Below are 20,608 nucleotides of genomic sequence, written 5' to 3'. Positions count from 1 at the left end.
GGATTCCCATGGCTCGTGTGCTGATCGCCTCCGACAAGTTCAAGGGCTCGCTGACCGCGGCGCAGGTCGGGGCCGCCGTGCGAGCCGGAATCCGGCGCGGGCGACCCGACGCCTCGGTGTCGGTGGTGCCCGTCGCCGACGGCGGTGACGGCACCGTCGCCGCCGCCCTCGCCGCCGGGTTCGACGCGGTCCCGCTGACCGCGTCGGGCCCGACCGGGGAACCGGTGCTGACGGCCTACGCCCGCCGCGGCGACCTCGCCGTCGTGGAAATGGCCGACGTGTCCGGACTGGTGCGGCTGCCCGAAGGCCGCCCGCACCCCATGACCGCCACCAGCCGGGGCACCGGCGAGGTGATGGCGGCGGCGGTGGCGGCCGGCTGCCGCCGCATCGTGCTCGGGATCGGCGGCAGCGCCGGAACCGATGGCGGCGCAGGACTGTTGGAGGCGCTCGGCGCCCTGCTGCTGGACGACGAGGGGCGACCCATCGGCGACGGCGGGGCGGCGCTCACCCGGGTGCACTCCATCGACCTGACCGCCCTGCGCGAGCGGATGGACGGCGTCGAGGTCGTCGTGGCCTGCGACGTCGACAATCCGCTCACCGGGCCCTCCGGGGCCGCCGCGGTCTATGGACCGCAGAAGGGCGCCGATCCGGCCCAGGTCGCCGAGTTGGACGCCGCGCTCGGGCAGTGGGCGCGGCGGCTGGCCGGCGAACTCGGGTCGGATCGGCGCGACGTGGCGGGGGCCGGCGCCGCGGGGGGCGTCGGATTCGCCGCGCTCGCGGTGCTCGGCGCGACCCTGCGGCCCGGCATCGAATTGATGCTGGAACTGGTCGGTTTCGACGAACGGCTGGCCGGGGTGGACCTGGTCGTCACCGGGGAGGGCAAGCTCGACGAGCAGACCCTGCACGGCAAGGCGCCCGCCGGTGTCGCCGCGGCCGCGCGGGCGGCGGGCGTGCCCGTGGTCGCGGTGTGCGGCCGGAACACCCTGCCGCCGGCGCGTTTTCACGCGGCCGGTTTCGCGGCGGTGTATTCCCTGCTCGAGATCGAGCCCGATGAGCAGCGCTGCCTGAGCGCCGGGTTGATGTTGTTGCAGCAGTTGGGCGTTCGCATCGCGGACGAGTACCTGCCGGGCGGTCGCCGCGTGGCCGCCACGGTATCCGAGCAGTCCGGAGGCGACGCGTGAAACTCTTGCGAGTAGGGGCCAAGGGGTCCGAACGGCCCGCGGCCATCGACGATCACGGCGTGCTGCGCGACGTGTCCGCGGTGACCGCCGACGTCGACGGGGCGCTGCTGGGCGATCCGGTCGCGCTCGGCGCGATCCTCGGGGCGCTGGCTTCCGGCGCCCTACCCGAGGTGGACCCCGCCGCCCGGATCGGGGCGCCGATCGCCCGGCCCGGCAAGGTGATCGGCGTCGGACTCAACTACACCGACCACGCCGCCGCCATCGGCGCGGCCATCCCGGAACGGCCCGTCGTCTTCCTCAAGCCCGGCACCACGGTGAGCGGTCCCTACGACGCCATCGAACTGCCGCGCGACAGCGCCACCACCGACCACGAGGTGGAGCTGGGCGTGGTGATCGGCCGCCGCCTGCGCGACTGCCCCGACGCCGCCACCGCGCTGGGGGCGGTGGGCGGCTACGTCACCGCCAACGACGTCACCGAACGCGCCGGCATCGCGGGTGAACCGACCTGGGTGAAGGGCAAGTCCTTCGACACCTTCACGCCCATCGGGCCCTGGCTGGTCACGCCCGACGAGATCGCCGAACCGCAGGCGCTGAGCCTGCAGCTGTGGGTGAACGGGGAACAGCGGCAGGCGGGTTCGACCGGTGACATGGTGGCCGGGGTCGGCGAGGTGCTGCGCTACCTGAGCACGCTGATGACCCTGGAACCCGGCGATCTGGTGCTCACCGGCACGCCCGCGGGCGTCGCGGTCGGCCGCCCGGAGCCGAAACCCTATCTGCGCGACGGCGATGTCGTCGTCGTGGAGGTGGCCGGACTGGGCAGGCAGCAGACCCTCGCCACCGGGGTGCGCGGCTGAACCCGATGCGGTGACAGACTTCCCGCGACGACGCCGGACGCGCTGCTGGGGCGCAGACCACGTCGCCACGGGATGATTCGAACGGCCCGGTCGCTGTGGAGACCGGGCCGTTCGTCCCCTTTCCGGGTCAGGACTTGTTGCCGCCCAGGCTGAATCGCACACCGGCCGGATCGGCCACCGCCGCCAGCCGGCCGTACGGGGTGTCCTCCGGCGGGCGCACCACGCTGCCGCCCAGCTCCTGCACCTTCCGCACCGACGCGTCCACATCCTCGACACCGAAGTAGACCGCCCAATAGCCGGGCATGCTCGGCGGCAGGAAGCCCGAGGAATCCATCACGCCACCCAGCATCGGGCTCACGGAATGGATGGTGGTGTACCGGAATTCGGGGGTGTCGGCGATCGTGAACGGGTCCTGCCAGCCGAACGCCTCGCGGTAGAACTTCAGCGCGTCGTCATAGCTGCGGGTGTGCAGTTCGAACCACGACGGCGCACCCACGTGCCCCTCCCAGTGCCCGTCGCCGACGATGCCGCGCTGCTCGAAACCGGTCATGGTGCCCGGCTCCCACACGCCGATGCCGACGCCGCCATTGTCGCCGAACACCCCGAACTTGCCGAGCTCGGACACCGGCATCACCGGCACCACGGTCATGCCGCCCGCCGCGGTCACCTTCTCGGCCGTCTCCTCGGCATCGGTGCTGGCCAGGTACACCATCCACTGGCTGGGGCCGCCCGAGCCATCACTTCCCATCCCGCCCGCCACGGCCTTGCCATCCTTGCGGAAGGTGATGTAGTCGCCGTGCTCCGGCGCGATCTCGGCGCTCCAGCCGAGCAATTCGCCGTAGAAGGCGATCGCGCCCTCGGGGTCGGTGGTGAAGATATCGGTCCAGATCGGATCGCCGGGCTGCGTGGGGTACGACATGGTCAACTCCTCGAATCGGTGTTCGCTCGGTATTTCGGCCGCTGCGAATGGAGACGACGTTCGGCACCGGAAATCATCGCCGCCGCTCCCGCACGAGGCCGGGATGGCGGGACCGGCGTGTCAGCAGGGACGGCCGTCGTGGCGCGCGGGTACGTTCGATGTGTTTGCCGCTCATTTGCTTCGGTCGACGACCCGGGAAGAAGGCCGCCGGCTACCCGATCGCCACCTCGTTGCTGGGGGAATGGCTGCCGCTCAAACAGCGCGGGACGCTGCTCGGATTCCAGATCGTGGCCTGGTATCTGGGCTCGGTGCTCGCCTATCTCATTGCTGACCTTCGGCGGCAACGGCATCTGGCGCTGGCAGCTCGCCAGCGGGGCGGTGCTGTGCGCGTAATTCCTGATCATCCGCCAGAGCACCGCGCCCGAATCGCCACGGTGGCTGGCCCAGCACGGCAAACAGGACAAGGCCGCCGCCATGATCGAGCAGTACCTGCACGTGCGGGTCGATCCGGCCACCCTGGTCGAGGCGGGCGAGGAGGGGCATCCGGCGCGGCACGGGTCGCTGCGCGAACCGGCCGGCACCTGGATGGATACCCTGGGCACCGCCCTGATCAGCCTGGTGTTCCTGATCGGCTGCCTGCCCGCCATGCGCCTCATCGACACCATCGGGCGAAGGCCCACCATCGTGTGGTGCTTCGGGCTGATGATCCCGCCGGTGCTGTTCATCGGCCTCTGGCCGACCATGCCGACCCTGCTCGCCTTCACCATGCTGCTGCTCTACGCGTTCTTCTGCGGCGGGCCCAACGTGCTGGACTGGACGTATCCGAACGAGTTGTTCCCCACCCACATTCGCGCCACCGCCGTCGGATTCGCCACCTCCATCAGCCGGATCGGCGCGGCCCTGGGCACCTATCTGCTGCCGTGGTCCCTGGACCATCTCGGGATGGGGCCGACGTTCCTGTTCGCCGCGGTGGTCACCGCGATCGGTTTCCTCATCTGCCTGTGGGGCGCGCCCGAGACCAAGGGGCGCAACCTGGAATCGGCGGCCACGGTCGCGGCATGACACGGCCACCGTCGCGGCATGACAACTGTCATGGCCGGGAGGTGATGGTTGGCAGATTCGGCGCGGCGACGGTCTCCGTAGCGTCATTCCTGTAGCGCAGAAACCGATTACAGGAGTTCGCATCATGGCTGACAACACGCTCGCCGCGCCCGCGTCGCAGGCCCACGAACGGCCGAATGCGCTGCGCATGCTCGCACCGACCATGCGCGACATCCTGGTGCCGCTGGCCGTCTACTTCGCCCTGCACGCCGCCGGGTACTCCGATTTCGTGGCCCTGCTGGCGGGGGCGTTGTGCTCGGGGGCGGTGGTCCTGGTGGAGGCGATCCGGGCGCGGCGGGTCGACGCCCTGGCCGCCCTGATCCTGGCGGGGTTCGTCTTCGGCATCGCGAGCTCGCTGATCAGCGGGGATGCCCGGATGATCATCGTGCGGGACTCGATCACCACCGCGGGGATCGGCGTGGCCTTCGGCATCAGCGCCTTGGTGGGGAAGCCGCTGACCTACGTCGCGGCGCGCAAGGCGTTCGCGGGATCCCCGGCGAAACTGGCCGACATGGAGCACAAGTTCCGCACCAACCCGGTGGTGCGGCGGCTGCACAACCGGATCGCCGTGATGTGGGGCGCGGGCCTGCTCGGCGAGTCCGTCCTGCGCGTGGTGCTCGCCTACCGGCTGCCCGTCCACACCATGGCCTGGCTGTCGAGCGCCCTCATGATCGGCACCACCGCGATCCTGATGCTGATCACGGTGCGAACCATCAAGCGGCTCAAGGCATCCGAATCGATCACCGAACCGGGTTACGCTGCGATGCATGAGTGAGGGATCGGTTCCGGAACGCACGCTCGCGGGAACCGCTCGCGTGGAAGCTTTCAGCGACGGGGTGATGGCGATTGCCATCACCCTGTTGATTTTGGAGATCCGGGTGCCCGAGCACGAGCCCGGGCGCTTGCTGCAGGCGCTCGGGCACATCTGGCCGTCGTATATGGCGTATCTGGCGTCGTTCATGACGATCGGGGTGGTGTGGATGAACCACCACACCTTCTTCGGGCGGTTGCGGCGGATCGACCATGTGTTGCGGTGGTGGAATCTCCTGTTGCTGCTGGGGATTTCGCTGGTGCCGTTCCCGACCATGGTGGTGGCCGAGAACGTCGTGCACGGGACGCATCGGGACGCGGTGGTGGCGGTCGCCCTGTACGGGATCGTGGGGGTGCTGATGACCGTGCCGTGGGCTCCCATGTGGTGGCGGCTGGCGAAGCGGCCGGAGATGCTGAAGTCCGGGTTGGGGGCGGATTACGCGCGGCGGGAGAGCTGGCGGGCCTGGCCGGGGATTCTGGTCTACGCGGCGTGCATCGGGGTCGGATTCCTGTCGCCGATCGCGGCGCTGGTGCTGTATCTGCTGGTGGCGACCTTCTACGGGCTGAGCAACAAGGGGTGGACCGCTCCCTCGGAAGCCGATCCGGACGACGAGTAGCCCTTGCCAAATTAAGCGATTGTGATTAACTGCCGAAATGGACAGCACGAGCGTGGCCGATGGGCCCGTCACCCAGATCGCGTGGGTGGTCGAGGACATCGAGGCCGGGGAACGGTTCCTGACGACGACCATGGGCGTGAAGGGCTGGATGCGCATGCCCGACGTGCACTTCGGGCCCGAGACGTGCGTATATCGCGGCGAGGCCGCCGACTTCACCGCGCACATCTCGCTGGGGTACAGCGGGGACATGCAGCTCGAACTCATCCAGCCGGTGACCGGGCGCTCCATCTACACCGAATTCCTCGAACGCGGAGGATCGGGCCTGCACCACATCTGCCTGGAGCCCCAGGACTTCGACGCCGCGCTGAAAGACGCCGAGACCCGGGGGATCCCGGTGGTACAACAAGGCGATATGAGCGGGCAGATGCGGTTCGCCTACCTCGACGGCGCGGACTCGGGCGTGCCGTTCATCGAACTCGCGGAGATCGGGCCGAATATGCGGGCGTTCTTCGAGCACATCAAGAAGGGTGCGCAGTGAGCACGCAGATTCCGGAAACCGTTGCGGCGGAGTCCGTTACCGAATGGTCCGACGAGGTCGACGTGGTGGTCGCCGGATTCGGCATCGCGGGTGGGTGCGCGGCGGTCGAGGCGGCCGCGCGCGGGGCCCGCGTGCTGGTGCTGGAACGCGCCGGGGTCGCGGGCGGGACCACGGCCCTGGCGGGCGGGCACTTCTACCTGGGCGGCGGCACCGCCGTGCAACAGGCGACCGGGCACGACGACTCGGTCGAGGAGATGTACAAGTACCTGCTGTCGGTGGCGCGGGATCCGGAACCGGAGAAGATCCGCGCCTACTGCGAGGGCAGTGTCGAGCACTTCGGCTGGCTGGAGAGCCTCGGGTTCGAGTTCGAGCGCAGCTACTACCCGGAGAAGGCGGTCATCCAGCCCGGTACACAGGGGCTGATGTACACGGGCAACGAGAAGGTGTGGCCCTATCGGGAACAGGCCGTGCCCGCGCCCCGCGGGCACAAGGTTCCGGTGCCCGGCGACACCCAGGGCGCGGCCATGATCATCGACCTGCTGGTGAAGCGGGCCGCCACGCTCGGCGTCGAGGTGCGCTACGAGACCGGCGTGACCAACCTGATCACCGACGCGGCCGGCGCGGTGGTCGGAGTGGAGTGGAAGAACCTCGGGAAAACCGGTGCGGTGAAAGCGAAGTCGGTGGTGCTGGCCGCCGGCGGCTTCGTCATGAACACCGATATGGTGGCCGAGCACGTGCCATGGCTGACCGAGAAGCCGTTCGTGCTCGGGACGCCGTTCGACGACGGGCTGGGCATCCGGCTCGGAGTGTCGGCGGGCGGCGTGACCCGCATGATGGATCAGGCGTTCGTCACCGCGCCGGTGTATCCGCCGTCGAAGCTGCTGACCGGAATCGTGGTGAACCACAAGGGCGAACGGTTCGTCGCCGAGGACTCCTACCACGCGCGCACCTCCGCGTACGTGCTCGATCAGCCCGGTGCGGTCGCCTATCTGATCGTGGACTCCGAGCACATGGAACGGCCCATGTTCCCGCTCGCGCCGTTCATCGACGGCTGGGAGACCGTGGACGAGATGGCGATGGCGCTCGGAATCCCCGCCGACACACTGCGATCCACACTCGACCGGTACAACGAGAACGCGGCCCGCGGTGAGGACCCGGACTTCCACAAGGCCGCCGAATGGCTGCAACCGCAGGACCAGGGCCCGTGGGCGGCCTTCGACCTGACCCTCGGCAAGGCGCTGTACGCCGGCTTCACCCTCGGTGGGCTGCGCACCTCGGTCGACTCGGAGGTGCTGCGGGACAACGGATCACCCATCCCCGGCCTGTACGCGGCGGGCGCGACCGCCTCCACCCTGGCCCAGGACGGCAAGGGCTACTCCAGCGGTACCCAGCTCGGCGCGGGCTCGTTCTTCGGCCGCCGCGCCGGACGTCACGCCGCCAGTCGCTCCAGCTGACGGATCAGCTCCGAGGCGGACACGGCGTCGAGTGAGTCGAACGTGCCGCCCCGGAGCTCCACCGAGAGCACCCGCTGGAGCTCGGGCTCGTCGCGGAAACCGCCTTCGAGCCCGGGATCCAGCGTGACGACCACCTCCCGGACCGGTCCGAACCGGCGCGTGAGGACCTCCCGCGACACCTGCCAGCCCAGCTGTTGCAGACCGAACACCCGATCCGTGCGAATCTGCTGATCGCTGAAGCGGGACAGGCGATTCGACTCCGCATCGTCGCTCGTGAGCAGGTTGATCGGTCGTTCCAGCTGCTCGAACGGCTGTCGTAACCGATTGTCGTCGAACAGGTCCCGCCAAGCCGCGAGCGTCTCACCGAGCTGAATCGGGTGAGCCACGCCCACCAACGCTTGGTCCGTCAGTTCGACCGGCGCGCCCTCGAGATTGCGCAGCACGCGTTCCTCGTCCAGCCGGAACGCCCCCGTCACCGCGCCGCGGGCATCGAAGACCGCCCACACCAGCAGCCGTGCGGCCGGCCCGAGCGCGGGATCCTCGAGCACCAATCGCCGATGCGCGGCGGCCCGCCACCGCCTGCCGTCCACCATGGCCGCCTCGAGCCGCCGAATCTGATCGGTCGTCACCGACTTCGGCTCCGGCGCGACCCGTCCCGCCCCCTCGGGCGTGTTCCCCAGACGTTCCCGCACCCGGACCCGCAGCGCCTCGGCAGCGGGCTCGACATCCTGCCCGGGCTCGATCACCCGCAGCCACGCCGTCATTCGCCCCGCCCGCGGATCGGGTTCCTCCACCCGCACCCCCACTCGGGCCGCCGCGACCTCGCTCGCGAACGCATGCCCGAATTCGACCATCCAGCTGTCGATGAACCGATCGATGAATTCCCGCCTCCGCCGTGCCCCCGTGCGATAGGCCACCGCCGCGTACTGCGCGATGGCGAACGCCACCGCCGCCCCCACCGCTGCCCCCGCCCGCTCCGGCGCCGCCACGTATCCGGCTGCGGCATCGGCGAGTTGATCCAGCCCATCCACCCGCGCGGCCGTCAGCACCGTCTCCACCGCCCCCCGATGCCGCCGCAACAGCTTGCGCACAGCCTCGGTCGCCTGCGGATCGGCCCACCGCTGCTCGTCGGTCATACCCGCGATCTTGCCGCCCGGTACCGACAGATCTCGGCGCCCGGCACCGAAAGATCCCGCGCCACCGGGCGTCGGCGACCTTCCATGGGGTCGCGCGGCGGCTAGTCCGTGTCGCGGGAGATCAGGGCGACCGTCATGGGGACGAGGACTTCCACCAGGGAGCGCACGGGCGGTCGCGGGTCCGACAGCAGCCACTCGTGGGCGAGGCCGTTGATCGCGCCGATGAGGGCGCTGGTGGCGAGTTCGGGGGCGCCACGGAGGGACGCGGAGTCACCGGCCAGGGGCTGCACGGCCAGGCGCAGGGTGTCGCCCCACAGGTGGCGGCGGGCGCGGCGATGCTGTTCCATGCGTTCGCTGACACCGACGACCTCGACGAAGGCCACCTTGGCGCGGAACGGGTCGGCGCCGATGGAGTCGAGGAAGGCCGAGAGGGCCAGGGTCACGGTCTCGGTCGGGTCCGGGTCGGGACCCATGGAACTCAACGCGGTGGCGAGGGCGGCGGCCGACTGGTCCTGGATCTGGTCGTAGGCCGCGACCAGCACGTCCTCGCGGGTCTGGAACTCCTCGTAGAACTGGCGTTTGGACAGTCCGGCCGCGGCGCACACATCGGCCAGCGAACAGTTGGCGTAGCCGCGCTCGCCGAAGATTCGGATGGCCGCGTCGAGGAAACGCTGCCGGCGCTCGGCTTTTCGTTCGGTCACGGCGCGTCCGCCGTACTGCCTGCCTTCGATCGTCACTGTCGTTTCTCGATCGTCACGCCTGAAAGGTTACGGGTGCGGAGGCCACCGATTTCGGGGGCGGCGGCGCGGTACCGCGTTTTGTGAACCGCGCGTCAGCGTCGAGGACGCAAATGTTTCAGCGTCGAGGACGCAAACCGTTCAGCATGTGGGTGACCATCTCGTCGAACAGTCCGTCCGCCTCCGCGGCGTCGACCAGCCCCGACCCGAGGATCGCGGCCAGCCCCTGCAGCGCCGCCACCGCGGACAGGCAGATCCGCCGCGGCTCGCCCGGCACCACCTCCCCGCGCGCCTGCGCGTCGGTGACCATCTCGATCGGCACGGTGAACGCGCGGGCGGCCGCCTCCTCGATGGCCGGGGTGGGACTGTTCTTGCGGGCGAACATGAGCGCCAGCAGTTCCGGATTGTCGATGGCGAACCGCAGATAGGTGTGGGCCATGGCGCGCAGCCGTTCCAGGAAGGTGCCCGCGGCCGCCGCCTTCTCGAATCCCGCGCCGAGCCGGTCGAATCCGGCGACGGTCAGCGCGTCGAGCAGCGCCTGCTTGTCGCGGAAGTGCCGGGCGGGCGCGGCGTGGCTGACGCCGGTGTCGCGGGCCAGCTGCCGCAGCGAGAGGCGTTCGATCCCGCCGCCGCGCAGGGTCTCCTCGGCGCGGCGGAGGAGTTCGGCGCGCAGGTCCCCGTGGTGGTAGGAACGGGCGCGCTCGACCACCTCCCGGGCCTTGCGCTTGGTGATGCTCATGGTGAGAGCAGGATATCGGACACACTCCGGGATGTTGGCGTTGACTACTTTGTTGTCGCTGCCTACATTCGTGCCCATGGCGAATGAGAACCCGGTCCAGCGCGCCGTGCCGCTGCGCGGCTGGATCGGCCCGATGGTGGTGCTCGGCCTGCTCGCGGCCCTGATCGGCACCATGTACCTCGGCTACACCTCCGACCCGGAGAAGAACCTGCACGACTTCCCGGTCGCCCTGGTCAATCAGGACGTGGGCGACGTGATGGACGGCCGCACCGTCAATATCGGCGACCAGATCGCCGACGCGCTCACCGCGCGCATCCCCGCCGACAAGATCGACCTGCGCGTGGTCGGCATCGGCGAGGCCCGCCGGCAGTTGAGCGACGGCCAGGTCTACGGCGCCATCATCATTCCCGGCGACTTCACCAAGCGACTCTCGATCCTCGCCGCGGCCTCGGTGGTGCCCGGCGACGTGGAACGGCCGGTCATCACCGTGCAGACCAATCCGCGCGCCGGCACCTACGCCTCCTCGATCACCCAGCGCATCGCCGATCGGGCCATGGCGCAGGTCAATTCGACGGTCGGCGCACAGCTCACCGACCAGGTGAAGGCCAAACTCGCGCCGCAGGCGGGCGCGCCCGCCACCGAATTGTCCGGCGCGGCACGGCTGCAGCTGGCCCAGCCCATCGACGTGGTCACCAGCCCGTACCGTCCGCTCCCGGCGGGCACCGGGCAGGGCCTGTCCGCGTTCTTCTACACCCTGGTCCTGCTGTTCGCGGGCTTCAGCGGCGCGATGATCATCCACTCCATGATCGACAACGTGCTCGGTTACGTCCCGGCCGAATACGGCCCGTGGTTCCGGGCCCCCGAGCCCGCGTCGATCAGCCGCTGGCGCACGCTGCTGGTGAAGTGGGCCATCGCCGCGATCACCGCGCCTTTCCTCTCCGGCATGTTCATGGGCATTGCGCGGATCTTCGGTATGCCCATCGACGAACCGCTGCCGCTGTTCCTCTACGGCACGCTGGCCATCATCGCGGTGTCGGTCACCGGGTTGTCGGTGCTGGCGGCTTTCGGCACCGCGGGCCTGCTGATCAATATGATCGTGTTCGTGGTGCTGGGTCTGCCCTCGTCCTCGGGCTCGATTCCGGTGGAAGCGATTCCGCGCTGGATCGCCTCGCTGTCGAGCTTCGAACCGATGCACCAGATCTATCTGTCGGTACGCGCCATCCTGTTCTTCGACGGCCACCTCGAGGCCGGACTCGGTACGGGCATCTGGATGACGCTGTTCGGGCTGGCCTTCGGAGCGGTGCTCGGCGCGGTCGCCACGCATCTGTACGACCTGCGCGGCCTGTACCGGCTCGGCGTGCCGCACCGGCCGGTCGCGGTCGCCGTTAGCGCTGACCCACAGTGACTTTCGGCCCTGTTCGTTGTCGAGCTGTGACGGAGATACTGGCCTCGGGCACCGAATAACTCATCGCCGGGCGATGATTGTGGGGCGGTTCGATGGTGATGGCTTCGTCGCAGTTCGATCAGCTGACTGGACAGTTCCTGCGCGCCGTGCGCGACGCGGGCGGCGGATTGAACGCGGTGTGCACCGCGTGCGTACGGGTGTTACCGGTGCGCCGCGCCGCCATCGTGCTCGAGGAACGCGACGCGGGCATGCAACCCTGGTGCGCCAGTGACGAATTCGCCGAACAGGTGGAGCGAGCGCAGGCGACGGCGGGGGAGGGCCCCGCGGTCACCGCCGTGGCCGACGGGATGCCGGTGGTGGTCACCGATCTGAGCGCCGACTGCGAGCACTGGCCCGGCTTCGCCGAAGCCCTCTCCGGTACCCCGGTATGGGGCTCGCTGTTCGCGGTGCCCTTGCGGCTGGGCGCGATTCGGCTCGGCGCGGTGGACCTGTATCGCGAATCCGTCGGGCGGCCCGGGCCGCGGCTGTTGTCGGCGTCGCTGCACATCGCCGATCTGGTGACCGCCAGCCTGGTGCTGGCCACCGGCGACGACGCCCGCCAGTGGGCACAGCCGTTGTCCAGCCGATGGATTCACCAGGCGGCCGGCATGACCAGCGCACACCTCGGCATCGAGATCCCCGACGCCTACGCCCGCCTGCGCGGATACGCCTTCACCCATGGACTTTCGCTGGTGGAGGTGGCACGGCGGGTGGTGGAGCGCAGCATCCGGATCGAGGCCGAATGAGCGCAACTGTTCCGCGACACCCCGCCCGGCAAATACCATGGGCTGACGGCAAGAGCGGCACAGGAATACTTTCGTGGCGGGCGCCCGGCGTTCGCCGATGCGGGGTGAATGCGGTGTCCGACAGTGAGTTGCTGGTGACGGTGCTGGCCAGATTCGCGCGGCTGCTACCGGCGGCGAGCGAACTGCCCCAGATTCTGGACGAGTTGATGCGCAGCGCCATCGATGTGCTGGAACCGGGCGGGGTGACGGTGGCGCTGTCCGCCCAACTACGAGGCGACCGGTCCGAACTCTTCACCGGTAGGCCCGAGGACCTCCTGGATCTCGAGGTCTGCCAGCGCGACCACGACCGCGGACCCGGCGTGGTCGCGCACGCCTGCGGAGCGCCGGTGACCGTCACCGACATCGGCAGCTACGGCGACCTGTGGCCGGAGTACACCACCCTGGCCGGGCAGCACCGGATCGCCTCGGTCGCCGCCGTCCCCATGCGCCTGGACGCCACCGAAGCCGGTGTGCTGAGCCTGTATTCGCGCGAGGCCCGGCACTGGACCGGCCAGGACCTGTCGGTGGCGACGCTGCTGGCGGGCATGGCCGCCGGGCACATCGTCACCGCCAATCTGGTGCACCGCCACCAGCGGGTGACCGAACAGCTCCAGCACGCGCTCACCACCCGCATCGTGGTGGAACAGGCCAAGGGCGTGCTCGCCCACGCCCACCACACCACCCCCGACGCGGCGTTCGAGTTGATCCGCGCGCACGCCCGCCGCAACCGGGTGACGGTGCACGCGGTCGCGCACGGCATCGTCGCACTGGGGCTGCGGATCTGATCCACGCCCGGTGCGGCCGGGTTTGCCGGGATGATGTCCGGTTAATCGGATCGGTGCGGGCATCGGGAACCGGGGCGTAGCCTGGATTCTTGGCGGAACCGAAAGCCCCTGTCCCCGGCCGGTTTCCGCATTGGCCGTCCCAGTCCTCGACGGCTCGTTTCGACATATCCGTATCCGGACACCGTCGATCCGCTCGCTTCGTCGACCTGGGGGCAATCGTGAATTCCTCACGTGCACCACACCGTTCCGCTGCCCACCCGGCAGTCCGTCCGCAATCGGCCCACCCCGTCCGACCCTCGACCGTCCCTGCCCGCCGCACCCGGCGCGGCAGCGAGTTCGACAGCCTCGTCCGCCGCATCGCCGAGCGGGACCGCGCCGCCTACGAGGAGCTCTACCGCCGCACCCGCGGCCTCATCTACTCCCGCGTCCTGAACATCGTGTGCGACACCGGATATGCCGAGGAAACCTGTCACGAGGTCTACCTCCAGGTCTGGCGCAGCGCCCCGAAGTTCGACCCGGCCCGCGGCAACGCGCTGACCTGGCTCACCACCCTGGCCCACCATCAGGCGGTGGACCGGGTCCGGCGCGAGTGCAGCGCGGCCGGGCACGAACACCGCTGGGGCGTCGGCGATTACCGCCCCGCCACCGATGTGGTGGCCGAGGAGATCCTGCGCCGCCAGGAGGAGCGCGCCATCCGCCACGGTCTGTCCACCCTCACCCCCAATCAGCGCGAGTCGCTGGTGCTGGCCTTCTACGGTGGGCTCACCTACCCGCAGGTCGCGGACCGGCTGGGGATCGGCCTGCCCGCCGTGAAGGCTCGCATCCGCTCCGGCCTGGCGCAGCTGAAAGTCGCACTGGCATAACCGGATACATCCCCGGGGAAGGGGGTCTCAGTGCGCGGCGGTCGCCTTGAAGCCGCGCGGAACCAGGATCACGGTGAGCACCGCGACCGCGCCCACCAGTCCCGTGGAGATCCAGGAGGTGGTGGTGAGCGCCGCGTCGTAGGCGTGCTGGGCGATGCGCAGCACCTCGTCGCCGGCGGGTCCGCCGATCCGCTCGGCGACGTGGGCCGCGCCGCCCACCGAGCCCTGCGCCTCGGCCAGATCGTCCCCGTGCAGCGGCAATCCGGTCATGTGGCCGGTGAACAAGCGGCCGTGGATGCTGCCCAGCAGCGCCACACCCAGACCGATGCCCAGTTCGTAGTTGGTCTCCTCGACCGCCCCCGCCTGCCCGGCGCGCTCGGCGGGCACCGAGGCGACCAGGACTGCGGCGGCCGTGGTGATCGCGATGCCGTCACCGATGCCCAGGCACAGCAGCACCAGGGCGACGATCGGGTAGGTGGTGTCGGGAATCGCGGCCAGCACCGCGAAACCCGTTGCCAGCGCGCCCAATCCGAAACCCATCAGCGCGCGCACGCCCACCCGCCGCATGAGCCAGGGGGTGGCCAGCGAACCGAACAGGGTGGCCAGCGCGGCGGGCAGGGTGCGCATACCGGCCTCCGACGGCGAGTAGCCGTGAATGTATTGCAGCCACAAGGAGATCAGGAACAGGGCCGCGCCGATGGCCAGCATGGCGAGCAGGGTGGCGAGCGCGGCGGCGGTGAAGGCGCGATTGCGGAACAGCCGCACATCCAGCAGCGGGTCGGGCGACTTCGACTGCCGGTAGGCGAACAACCCCAGCAGGAGCGCCGACGACACCATGATGATCAGATCGACCGGGGCCGGATTGCCCTTGGCCACATGCTTGATGCCCCACGCCAGCGCCACGATGCCCAGCACCGACAGCGCCGCGCCGGCCCAGTCCAAGCGGCCCTGCTGCGGGGCCCGGTACTCCGGCAGCAGCCACAGTCCCGCGGCCACGGTGAGGATCACCACGGGCACATTGAGCCAGAAGGCCGCCGACCAGCCGAACGCCTCGACCAGATGACCGCCGACCAGCGGGCCGATGGCCGCGCCACCGCCGGCCACCGAGGCCCAGATGCCGATGGCGAGGGTGCGTTCGTGGTCATCGGTGAAGATATTGCGGATCAGCGAGAGCGTGGACGGCATCACCATGGCTCCGCCGACGCCGAGCAGCGCCCGGCCCGCGATGAGCTGGGCGGGGGAGTGCGCGGTCGCCGCGATCACCGAGGCGACGCCGAAGAGCAGGAAGCCGAGCAGGAACAGCAGTTTCCGGCCGTACCGGTCGCCGATCGCGCCGCAGGTGATCAGCAGACCGCCCAGCACCAGGCCGTAGAGGTCGACGATCCACAGCTGCTCCATGGGGGTGGGCGCCATGTGATCGATGAGCGAGGGCAGTGCGACATTGAGGATGGTCGCGTCCATCGCCACCAGCAGCAGGCTCGCGCAGAGCACGGCGAGCATGGCCCACCGGCTCGCCGGTGCGGGCCGCACCGGGTCCGCCAGATCTCTCGCCTGTTCCCGGGGTGGAATGCGGCCCACGGTTCCCGCCTCCTCGACTAAACCTCTGTCCGGCTGTTGGCAACAACCTGGCTAAGCCTAGTCGAGGCGCTCGGCGGAACCGTGGCCCGACGGTGGGGAACTACCGGCTCGCGTTCTGCTTGGCGAGCAGGTCGCGGATCTCGGTGAGCAGTTCCAGCTCGGTCGCGACCTTCTCCTCCTCGGCCTTCGCGAAACGGCTCTTGATGGTGTTCATCGGCAGGATGAGCACGAAGTAGAGCACCGCCGCGACGCACAGGAAGTTGATGCCCGCGCTGATGATCGGCCCGAGGGCGACGAAGGTCGACGGCTTGTCGGCCAGTAGCTGGAAGCCCAGACCGAACTCCTTGTTGCCGCCGAGGGTGGCGAGCAGCGGCTCGATCACGCCCTTGGTCACCGAGGTGACGATGGCGGTGAAGGCGGTGCCCATGACCACCGCCACCGCGAGATCGATGACATTGCCCCTCATCAGGAAGTCTTTGAAGCCCTTGAGCATGATGCGCGCAGTTCCAATCCGAGACGTTTTCGTTATGTTCTGGATGGGAGTTTAGATGCTGGTCGGAGCCTCGTGTGGACACGGCACACCCCCTTGACGCGCGTCACCCCGATCGCCGGAAGGGTGCTGGCACACATTTGGCAAACCGGAGGGTCCGAATCAGCGCCCGCGACCCGGCTTCGAGCTCGCGGCATCGGCCCGGAAGGTCTTCACCAACGCCACGCACATGGCCAGCAACACCACGCTGAACGGCAACGCGATCAGGATCGCCACCGTCTGCAAGGTGGTCAGCGCGGCCGTGCCGGTGCCGCTCGCCACCAGCAGCGCGGCCGCCACCGCACCCTGTGCGGTGGTCCAGAACGCGCGACTCCAGGTCGGCGGCTCCGGATTGCCGCCCGAGGACAGCATGTTCACCACCAGCGCCCCCGAATCCGCGGAGGTGACGAAGAACAGCACGATCACCAGGATCGCCAGCCCCGCCGTGATCGATCCGCCCGGCAGCGTCTGCAGCAGCTCGAACAGCGCGCTGTCGCGATCGGGTCCGTCCGGACCGACCAGCCCGCCGCCGCCGAACATCTCGCGGTGCAGGCCCGCCCCGCCGAACACCGCGAACCACACGAAGGTCAGCAGCGTCGGCACCAGCAGCACCCCGGCCACGAACTCCCGCACCGTGCGCCCGCGCGAGATGCGCGCGATGAACACGCCCACGAACGGGGCCCAGGAGATCCACCAGCCCCAATAGAAAACAGTCCACTGCTGGGTCCAGGCCGTCCCGGTGGGGCCTTCGGTCGCGCCGGTGTACATGCTGATCCGGGGCAGCGACTGCAGGTACTGGCCCAGGTTCTGCACCAGATCGTTGACGATGAACAGCGTCGGCCCGACGATCAGCACGAACAGCATCAGCGCGCCCGCCACACCCATATTGAGCTGGGACAGCAGCTTGATGCCCTTGTCCACGCCCGTCACCACCGACACCGTGGCCAGCGCGGTGACCGCCACGACCAGCGTCACCTGCAAGCCCTTGCCCGGTTCGTGCAGCCAGCCCTGATGATTCAGCCCGGCCGAGATCTGCAGCACGCCCAGCCCGAGGGAGGTCGCGACGCCGAACACGGTGCCGATCACCGCCACCACGTCGATGAGATCCCCGCGCCAGCCCCGGACCTTGTCGCCCGCGATCGATTCCAGCGACCAGCGGATCGACACCGGCCTGCCCTTGCGGTGGATCGAGTACGCGATGGCCAGCCCCACCACCACGTAGATGGCCCACGGGTGGATGCCCCAGTGCAGGAACGTCTGCACCATGGCCGAATCCGCGCGCTGCGCCGGGGTGGACCCGACCCCGGGGCGCGGGTCCTCGTAGTGGAACAGCGGCTCGGCCACGCCCCAGAACACCAGGCCGATCCCCATGCCCGCCGCGAACAGCATGGAAAGCCAAGCGCCGATGGAGTATTCGGCCTTCTCGCCGTCCTCGCCCAGGGTGATGTCGCCGAACCGGCCCAGTCCCAGCCAGATCGCGAACACCACGAACAGGCTGACGATCAGGATGTAGTACCAGCCGAAGCCGCCGATCACATTGTCCTGCAGCGCTTTCGCCTGCCGGGCCGCGGTGTCGCGGAAGACGATGGCGTACACGGTGAAGGCGGTCACCACGATGGCGGAGGGCCAGAACACCCGGGGAGCCACCGCCACTCGATGATGGGCCGGAACCGTCTCGGTCGAGGTATGGCGGGTCGTGCTCACGTGGCGTGCCCCCTGCGGTCGTCGTCTGCTGCGATCTACCTGCCGAACACATGCGAACAACCCCGGTTCCGGGCCGTGTGGTCCGGAACCGGGGTTGGCTGAACTACTTTCCGGCCCTGTTCTTCAGCGCGGTGACGATTTCGTTGACTGCCGCCAGCACGTCCTGTGCGGCGTGGTCGAGGTTGGCCCGCACCTGTTCGAGGGTGACCTGGAGGTCCTCGGGAGTGATCTTGTCGGCGAAGGACTTCGCCATATCGGCGAGGTCGGCGGCCGCGGTCTGAGCTCGATCGGCCAGTTCGGCGGCGGCGCCGCTGGCCCGTTCGGCCAGCTGCCCGGTCACCGCCCCGGCCCGCTCGCGCAGGTCGGCGGCGGTGACCCCGAGATCGGTGGTCAGGTCGTCGGCGGTGGTGCGCAGGTCGTCTGCCAGGCGTTCGGTCGCGTCCTCGAACTTCGAAGCGCCGTCGCCGAGATCGTCGTCATTGGTCGGCATGGTCGAACCCCTACTTCGATCCGCGGTCGAACATCCCCTTGACCTTGTCGGTCAGGCCGCCCGCCCATTCCTTGACTTCGTCACCGGCCTTCTCGGCCCACTCCTTGACCTCGTAGCCCGCCTTCTCGACCCATTCCCTGGCGTCCTCGGCTCCGCCCTTGAAGGCCTCCTGCGCTTTGCCGCCCAGATTCTGGGCCGTGCCCTCGGCCTGCTGGCCCGCCTCGTTGCCGTCGCTGAAAGAAGTCATCGAACCTCCTACGTGGGTGGTCACGCCCGGAAGAGCAGCGATCTTTCAGCAACCGATACTAGTCGGTTTGTCCTACCCTCGCGCGGACTCAGTTCACGGGGCCCAGGACGCGTTCGATGTAGGCGTTGGTGAACCGGCCCTTGGGGTCGAAGCGGCCGCGCACCTCGGCGAAGCGGTCCCACTCCGGGTAGCGCTCACGCAGCGTCTCGGCGGTCTGGAAGTGCCGCTTGCCCCAGTGCGGGCGGCCGTTGTAGCGGTCGAAAACGCGTTCGCAGGCGCGGAAATACGGCTCGTAGTTCATGCCCTCGTACTGGTGGACCGCGATGTAGCAGGTCTCGCGGCCGCCCGCGGGGGACAGGAAGGCGTCATCGGGGGCGACCCAGCGCACCTCGATCGGCATCGGGGTGTCGAAATGCTTGGCCACCTCCTTGATCTCGCGGATGGCATCGACCGAATGCTCGCGCGGGATGGCGTATTCCATCTCGGTGAAGCGGAACAGCCGGGGGCTGGCGAAGACCCGGTAGGAGCGTTCGACCTGGCGGCGGTAGCTGCCCGCGTAGGCCGCGCTGCGCTGGACCATCGGGATCAGGCTCGGGCGCCACCGGGTGAGTTTGCACAGCGCGTCGAAGGTGTAGTTGGTCATGAGGATGTCGGAGAACCAGTCCATGGCCTTGCCGCGCGGTTGCTCCGGGAGCTGGACCCGGTTGTTGCGCTTGGTCATGGCCAGCGGGCTGTGGGCGAACATGTAGAACTCGAAGTGCTCGTTGTCCTCGACGTAGCTGTCCAGATCGGCCAGCACGTCCTCGACCGGGATCGGCCGCTCGATGCCCTCGAGCACGAACGACGGCACCATCTGCAGCGTCACGGCCGTGACGACGCCCAGCGCACCGACGTTCACGCGTGCGGCGCGCCAGCCGTCGGGATCGGTCTGCTCGTTGAGCTCGACCCGGCTGCCGTCGGCCAGCATGAGCTCCACCGAATGCAGTGCGGCGGAGAGGTTCTGCAGCTTGGATCCGGTCCCGTGGGTACCGGTCGCGGTGGCGCCGGCGATCGACTGCACGTCGATGTCACCGAGGTTGGGGAAGGCCAGGCCCAGCGGGTGCAACGCGTTGCTGGCGGCGTTGAGGGTGATGCCGGCCTCGGCGCGGACCAGGCCGGTGGCGCGGTCCACGTGCAGGATCTTGTCGAGCTGGTTCAGCCGCATGAGCGTGCCGTCGGTGAGCACGGTCTCGGTGAAGGAGTGCCCGGATCCGGCGACCCGGACGGTGTGGCCGTTCGCTTCGGCCTGAGCGAGTACTGCCGCGACGTCCTCGGGCGAGCTCGGTTCGGCGATGGACGCCGGGGTACAGCTCTGATCCCCGGCCCAGTTCACCCAAGAGTTGGTCATGCGACCAACTTTAAACCGCGAGTGTGATGCGCGCTACCGTTTGCGCGGGTTGAAGGCGGCGGCCTTCGCGCGCTCGACCTCGTCCTCGGACAGTGGACGCTGCGTGAGCGGCAGGCGAGGCACGCTGTCGCCGCGCACGCCATTGAGGATCACCGCCATGTAGCGCTCCCACACTTCGGGATTGACCGGCCGCGCGAAGCCCGCGATGCCGTCGACCATGTTCACCATGGCGAAGAAGTCGGCCGGTTCGATATCGGGCTGCAGTACGCCCGCGTCCTTGGCGCGCGCGATGACCGCCTGCATGCCGGGCCGGATCTGATCCTTCATGCACACGAAGCGTTCCATGCTGTCGTGCAATTCCAGGATCACCTCGCTGAAGCCCCGGTTGGCGGCGACGTGGCGGCAGGAGTACTCGAACAGGTCGGTCAGGCCCTCCCAGGGATCCGGGTGGTGCAGCGCCACGTTCACGGCCTCGGCCAGTTCGGTGACCATCTGGTCGAAGACCTCGGAGATGAGCTCCTGCTTGTTGGCGAAGCGGCGGTAGACCGTGCCGACGCCGACGCCCGCCCGCTCGGCCACATCGTCGAGGGTGACGTCCAGCCCGCGATCGGCGAACAGCTCGCGGGCGGCCGCGATGATGCGCTGCTGATTGCGGGCGGCGTCCGCGCGCAGACGCCGAGGTGGGGGCGCGGTGGTGACGTGATTCACAG

General features: G+C 69.2%; 22 protein-coding genes. 11 read left to right on the top strand and 11 right to left on the bottom strand.

Going from position 1 to position 20,608, the window contains the following annotated elements; all coding sequences use genetic code 11:
- Window positions 1–8: 8 nt before the first annotated feature.
- Window positions 9–1,181 (top strand): glycerate kinase, encoded by a 1,173-nt coding sequence (locus tag ACQPYY_RS26520; RefSeq protein WP_433591416.1) that lies wholly within the window; start codon window positions 9–11, stop codon window positions 1,179–1,181.
- A complete protein-coding gene (locus ACQPYY_RS26515; RefSeq protein WP_357278937.1) occupies window positions 1,178–2,035 on the top strand; it encodes a fumarylacetoacetate hydrolase family protein in 858 nt (285 codons plus the stop codon). The genes ACQPYY_RS26520 and ACQPYY_RS26515 overlap by 4 nt, the downstream gene beginning before the upstream one ends.
- A gap of 127 nt (window positions 2,036–2,162) precedes the next feature.
- Here ACQPYY_RS26515 and ACQPYY_RS26510 read toward each other — a convergent pair whose 3' ends face one another.
- Window positions 2,163–2,954, bottom strand: coding sequence for a VOC family protein (locus ACQPYY_RS26510; RefSeq protein WP_433591415.1), 792 nt, complete (start codon window positions 2,952–2,954; stop codon window positions 2,163–2,165).
- 474 nt (window positions 2,955–3,428) lie between these two features.
- Between ACQPYY_RS26510 and ACQPYY_RS26505 the strand changes: the two genes are divergently transcribed.
- The 5 genes from ACQPYY_RS26505 (at window position 3,429) to ACQPYY_RS26485 (ending at window position 7,474) form a co-directional block, all read left to right on the top strand.
- Window positions 3,429–4,016, top strand: coding sequence for an MFS transporter (locus ACQPYY_RS26505; RefSeq protein WP_433591414.1), 588 nt, complete (start codon window positions 3,429–3,431; stop codon window positions 4,014–4,016).
- A 124-nt stretch (window positions 4,017–4,140) separates the two neighbouring features.
- Window positions 4,141–4,830 carry a VC0807 family protein gene (locus tag ACQPYY_RS26500; protein ID WP_433591413.1) on the top strand — a complete coding sequence of 230 codons (690 nt, stop codon included), beginning with the start codon at window positions 4,141–4,143 and terminating at the stop codon, window positions 4,828–4,830.
- The gene (locus ACQPYY_RS26495) at window positions 4,823–5,482 is read left to right on the top strand and encodes a TMEM175 family protein (protein ID WP_433591412.1); all 660 of its coding nucleotides are present in this window, start codon (window positions 4,823–4,825) and stop codon (window positions 5,480–5,482) included. The genes ACQPYY_RS26500 and ACQPYY_RS26495 overlap by 8 nt, the downstream gene beginning before the upstream one ends.
- Window positions 5,483–5,519: 37 nt before the next feature.
- On the top strand, window positions 5,520–6,020 hold the full coding sequence (locus ACQPYY_RS26490) for a VOC family protein (RefSeq protein WP_433591411.1): 501 nt from the start codon (window positions 5,520–5,522) through the stop codon (window positions 6,018–6,020).
- Entirely contained in the window at window positions 6,017–7,474 is a 1,458-nt protein-coding gene (locus ACQPYY_RS26485; RefSeq protein WP_433591410.1) for an FAD-binding protein, read from the top strand. Before ACQPYY_RS26490 ends, ACQPYY_RS26485 begins: the two co-directional genes overlap by 4 nt.
- On the opposite strand, the gene ACQPYY_RS26480 is transcribed toward ACQPYY_RS26485, so the two are convergent.
- The 3 genes from ACQPYY_RS26480 to ACQPYY_RS26470 all read right to left on the bottom strand — a co-directional run bounded on the left by ACQPYY_RS26480 (window position 7,450) and on the right by ACQPYY_RS26470 (window position 10,086).
- Window positions 7,450–8,610 carry a DUF4132 domain-containing protein gene (locus ACQPYY_RS26480; RefSeq protein ID WP_433591409.1) on the bottom strand — a complete coding sequence of 387 codons (1,161 nt, stop codon included), beginning with the start codon at window positions 8,608–8,610 and terminating at the stop codon, window positions 7,450–7,452. The two genes, ACQPYY_RS26485 and ACQPYY_RS26480, sit on opposite strands and share 25 nt — an antisense overlap.
- A 101-nt stretch (window positions 8,611–8,711) precedes the next feature.
- Entirely contained in the window at window positions 8,712–9,347 is a 636-nt protein-coding gene (locus ACQPYY_RS26475) for a TetR/AcrR family transcriptional regulator (RefSeq protein ID WP_379094542.1), read from the bottom strand.
- 118 nt (window positions 9,348–9,465) lie between these two features.
- The gene (locus tag ACQPYY_RS26470; RefSeq protein ID WP_379094543.1) at window positions 9,466–10,086 is read right to left on the bottom strand and encodes a TetR/AcrR family transcriptional regulator; all 621 of its coding nucleotides are present in this window, start codon (window positions 10,084–10,086) and stop codon (window positions 9,466–9,468) included.
- A 76-nt stretch (window positions 10,087–10,162) separates the two neighbouring features.
- Here ACQPYY_RS26470 and ACQPYY_RS26465 point away from each other — a divergent pair, with 76 nt between their 5' ends.
- The 4 genes from ACQPYY_RS26465 (at window position 10,163) to ACQPYY_RS26450 (ending at window position 13,963) form a co-directional block, all read left to right on the top strand.
- Window positions 10,163–11,491, top strand: a complete 1,329-nt coding sequence (locus ACQPYY_RS26465; RefSeq protein ID WP_433591408.1) for a DUF3533 domain-containing protein — start codon at window positions 10,163–10,165, stop codon at window positions 11,489–11,491.
- Between the two features lie 98 nt (window positions 11,492–11,589).
- A complete protein-coding gene (locus ACQPYY_RS26460; protein WP_379094546.1) occupies window positions 11,590–12,276 on the top strand; it encodes a GAF and ANTAR domain-containing protein in 687 nt (228 codons plus the stop codon).
- A 113-nt stretch (window positions 12,277–12,389) separates the two neighbouring features.
- Window positions 12,390–13,100 carry a GAF and ANTAR domain-containing protein gene (locus tag ACQPYY_RS26455; protein ID WP_379094548.1) on the top strand — a complete coding sequence of 237 codons (711 nt, stop codon included), beginning with the start codon at window positions 12,390–12,392 and terminating at the stop codon, window positions 13,098–13,100.
- 218 nt (window positions 13,101–13,318) lie between these two features.
- Window positions 13,319–13,963 (top strand): sigma-70 family RNA polymerase sigma factor, encoded by a 645-nt coding sequence (locus ACQPYY_RS26450; protein ID WP_433591407.1) that lies wholly within the window; start codon window positions 13,319–13,321, stop codon window positions 13,961–13,963.
- 27 nt (window positions 13,964–13,990) lie between these two features.
- On the opposite strand, the gene ACQPYY_RS26445 is transcribed toward ACQPYY_RS26450, so the two are convergent.
- The 7 genes from ACQPYY_RS26445 to ACQPYY_RS26415 form a co-directional block, all read right to left on the bottom strand.
- Window positions 13,991–15,541: an MFS transporter gene (locus ACQPYY_RS26445; RefSeq protein WP_433591406.1), complete on the bottom strand. Its 1,551-nt coding sequence runs from the start codon at window positions 15,539–15,541 to the stop codon at window positions 13,991–13,993.
- 100 nt (window positions 15,542–15,641) lie between these two features.
- Window positions 15,642–16,034 carry a large conductance mechanosensitive channel protein MscL gene (gene mscL, locus ACQPYY_RS26440; protein WP_379094554.1) on the bottom strand — a complete coding sequence of 131 codons (393 nt, stop codon included), beginning with the start codon at window positions 16,032–16,034 and terminating at the stop codon, window positions 15,642–15,644.
- A gap of 159 nt (window positions 16,035–16,193) precedes the next feature.
- On the bottom strand, window positions 16,194–17,774 hold the full coding sequence (locus ACQPYY_RS26435) for a BCCT family transporter (RefSeq protein WP_433591405.1): 1,581 nt from the start codon (window positions 17,772–17,774) through the stop codon (window positions 16,194–16,196).
- 103 nt (window positions 17,775–17,877) lie between these two features.
- The gene (locus tag ACQPYY_RS26430) at window positions 17,878–18,264 is read right to left on the bottom strand and encodes a hypothetical protein (RefSeq protein WP_379094558.1); all 387 of its coding nucleotides are present in this window, start codon (window positions 18,262–18,264) and stop codon (window positions 17,878–17,880) included.
- 10 nt (window positions 18,265–18,274) lie between these two features.
- Window positions 18,275–18,511 carry a hypothetical protein gene (locus ACQPYY_RS26425; RefSeq protein ID WP_379094560.1) on the bottom strand — a complete coding sequence of 79 codons (237 nt, stop codon included), beginning with the start codon at window positions 18,509–18,511 and terminating at the stop codon, window positions 18,275–18,277.
- Window positions 18,512–18,599: 88 nt separating this feature from the next.
- Window positions 18,600–19,898, bottom strand: coding sequence for a D-arabinono-1,4-lactone oxidase (locus tag ACQPYY_RS26420; protein WP_433591404.1), 1,299 nt, complete (start codon window positions 19,896–19,898; stop codon window positions 18,600–18,602).
- 33 nt (window positions 19,899–19,931) lie between these two features.
- Entirely contained in the window at window positions 19,932–20,606 is a 675-nt protein-coding gene (locus ACQPYY_RS26415) for a TetR/AcrR family transcriptional regulator (RefSeq protein ID WP_357278890.1), read from the bottom strand.
- Between the last annotated feature and the right edge of the window lie 2 nt (window positions 20,607–20,608).

It is taken from the genome of Nocardia sp. CA-145437 (assembly GCF_050956485.1).
Classification (GTDB): domain Bacteria; phylum Actinomycetota; class Actinomycetes; order Mycobacteriales; family Mycobacteriaceae; genus Nocardia.
The sequence above is the reverse complement of the archived record's forward strand: the minus strand, read 5'-3'. Positions and strand labels throughout refer to the sequence as shown.